Here is a 2,692-nt window from a genome sequence, read left to right as displayed (position 1 = left end):
CGTCCTCAACGAACGGCTCATCCTCTCCGGCGAGGAGCCGGTCGCCTTCGACCACGACTGCCGCGAGGGCATCTGCGGCGCGTGCAGCCTCGTCATCAACGGCGATGCGCACGGGCCGGAGCGCACCACCACCTGCCAGCTGCACATGCGGTCCTTCCGGGACGGCGACACGATCGACGTCGAGCCGTGGCGGGCGTCCGCGTTCCCCGTGATCAAGGACCTGGTGGTGGACCGGTCGGCGTTCGACCGGATCATCCAGGCCGGCGGCTACATCACCGCGCCGACCGGGTCCGCGCCGGAGGCCCACGCCACCCCGGTGCCCAAGGCCGACGCCGACTTCGCGTTCGAGCACGCGGAGTGCATCGGGTGCGGGGCGTGCGTGGCCGCGTGCCCGAACGGCGCGGCGATGCTGTTCACCTCCGCCAAGGTCAACCACCTCAACGTGCTGCCGCAGGGCGCGCCCGAGCGGGAGACGCGGGTGCTGGACATGGTGGCCCAGATGGACGCGGAGGGCTTCGGCGGCTGCACGCTGGCCGGGGAGTGCGCGACCGCCTGCCCCAAGGGGATACCGCTGGTGTCGATCACCGGCATGAACAAGGAGTGGCTGAGGGCCGCCCGGAAGGCGGGCGGGCGGTAACACCCGAGAACGTTCGCCGATCGGTGGACGGGCGGGGCCGGGAGGTGCTCCCCGGCCCCGTCTGGTGTTTCCGGCCCCGGTCCGCCCGGACGGCCCACCGAGGCGTTCACCGCCCTCACATCCGCGCTCCCGGCACCGGTCACACGCACGCCAACCGGCGTCGGAAGAACTGGAGCGGCGGGCCGTGGCCATCCGGTCCGCCGCCCCTGCCGCCCACCCGGCCCGTGCCCAGGAGAGAGCCATGACCGGCGTGACCACCCTCGACCGTCCCCCGCAGCCCGCGGCTCCCGCCCGCTACACCGTCACCCTCGCCCGCGACGAGGCCGACGTGCGTGCCGCGCAGCGGCTGCGGCACGACGTCTTCGCCGGGGAGCTGGGGGCCCTGCTGACCAGCCCCGAACCGGGGTACGACATCGACGCCTTCGACGCCTACTGCGACCACCTCCTCGTCCGCGAGCAGACCACCGGGCAGGTTGTCGGCACCTACCGGCTGCTGCCCCCCGAGCGGGCCGCGGTCGCCGGCCGGCTCTACTCCGAGGGCGAGTTCGACCTGACCGCGCTCGACGAGATCCGGCCCGGTCTGGTCGAGGCCGGCCGCTCCTGCGTGCACCCCGACCACCGCGACGGCGCCGTCATCGGCCTGATCTGGGCCGGGCTGGCCCGCTACATGACCGACCGGGGCCACGAGTGGCTCGCGGGCTGCTGCTCCGTCCCGCTCGCCGACGGCGGTGCCCTGGCCGCCGGCACCTGGGAGCGGGTCCGCGACCGGCACCTCTCGCCCGCGCGGTTGCGGGTCCGGCCACTGCTGCCGTGGACGCCCGGTCCACAGGCCCCGGCCGCAGGCACCGGCCTTCCCGCCCTGCTGCGCGGCTACCTCAGGCTCGGCGCCTGGGTGTGCGGCGAACCCGCGCACGACCCGGCGTTCGGGGTCGCCGACCTGTACGTGCTGCTGTCGATGCGCCGGGTCCACCCGCGCTACCTGCGGCACTTCCTCTCCCTCGTCCCGGCTCGATGAGCGCCTGGCTGCCCACCGCGCCGTGCACCCCGGACGCCTGCGCGGAGCCGGGTCCGGCCGCCGCGGCCGTACCCCGTGCCGTGCTGCGGCTGACCGCGGTGGCGGCCCTGGTGCTGGCCGGGGCGGTGCTGCTCCCGCTCGGCCGCCGGATCCCGCCCGAGTGGGTGGCGCGGTGGTGCCGGACGATCGTGCGGGCCGCCGGGGTGCGGGTGCGCATCACCGGCGCCGCGCCGCCGGACGGCGGGCTGCTGCTGGTCGCCAACCACGTCTCCTGGCTGGACGTCCCGCTGCTCACCGCCGTACGCCCCGCCCGGATGCTCGCCAAGAGCGAGGTCGGGCGGTGGCCCGTGGCGGGCGCGCTCGCCGCGCGCGGCGGGGCGCTGTTCATCGAACGGGACCGGCTGCGCGCCCTGCCCCGCACGGTCGCCGGGATCGCCGGCGCCCTGCGGGCGGGCGCGGCCGTGACCGCCTTCCCCGAGGGCAGCACCTGGTGCGGTCGCGCCCACGGCCGGTTCCGCCGGGCCGTCTTCCAGGCCGCGCTGGACGCGGGCGTGCCCGTCCAGCCGGTCAGCCTGCGCTACCGCCGGCAGGACGGCGGGCCCGGAACCGCCGCCGCCTTCGTCGGGGAGGACACCCTGCCGGCCTCCCTGTGGCGGGTGGCCCGGTGCCGCGGCCTGGTCGCCGAGGTGGAGGTCCGGCCGCTGATCCCGCCGGGGGCCCACCCCGACCGGCGTTCCCTGGCCCGGGCCGCCCAGCCGGCGGCCCCGGAGCCGGCCTGGACGCACGCGGCGCTGGTGACCGCCGCGGGGCGCACCGCCGTCCACGCATGAGGGAAGAACGCATGTCGGGAATGCCCTGAATGCGTAATTCTGGTGCGAGAGGGAAGTCGGAAACTGCACATCACTACTCCCTGAGGAGCGTGTGCCCATGTCTACGGGAACGCTTCTGGCGATCATCATCCCCATCGTGGTGGTGATCGCCCTGGCCGCTGTGGCGGTCTCACTGCTGATGCGACGCCGTCACCTCCGTGAGCGCTTCGG

Annotated in this window: 3 protein-coding genes; all 3 read left to right on the top strand. The window is 75.4% G+C overall.

The genetic code is table 11. The features are described 5' to 3' along the window. Positions 1 to 637: succinate dehydrogenase/fumarate reductase iron-sulfur subunit (locus IE312_RS24485; RefSeq protein WP_229900385.1), on the top strand; the 637-nt coding region annotated here is incomplete at its 5' end. 241 nt (positions 638 to 878) lie between these two features. Then, a complete protein-coding gene (locus tag IE312_RS24480; RefSeq protein WP_189984473.1) occupies positions 879 to 1,652 on the top strand; it encodes a GNAT family N-acetyltransferase in 774 nt (257 codons plus the stop codon). After that, positions 1,649 to 2,482, top strand: a complete 834-nt coding sequence (locus IE312_RS24475; RefSeq protein ID WP_189984472.1) for a lysophospholipid acyltransferase family protein — start codon at positions 1,649 to 1,651, stop codon at positions 2,480 to 2,482. Before IE312_RS24480 ends, IE312_RS24475 begins: the two co-directional genes overlap by 4 nt. Positions 2,483 to 2,692: the final 210 nt, after the last annotated feature.

The organism is Streptomyces capoamus, from assembly GCF_014654935.1.
Taxonomy (GTDB): Bacteria; Actinomycetota; Actinomycetes; order Streptomycetales; family Streptomycetaceae; genus Streptomyces; species Streptomyces capoamus.
This window is presented reverse-complemented; position numbering and strand designations above follow the sequence as displayed.

Coding starts and splice junctions, on each gene's coding strand:
- IE312_RS24475 (WP_189984472.1), top strand. CDS start 1,649: ATGAGCGCCTGGCTGCCCACCGCGCCGTGCACCCCGGACGCCTGCGCG.
- IE312_RS24480 (WP_189984473.1), top strand. CDS start 879: ATGACCGGCGTGACCACCCTCGACCGTCCCCCGCAGCCCGCGGCTCCC.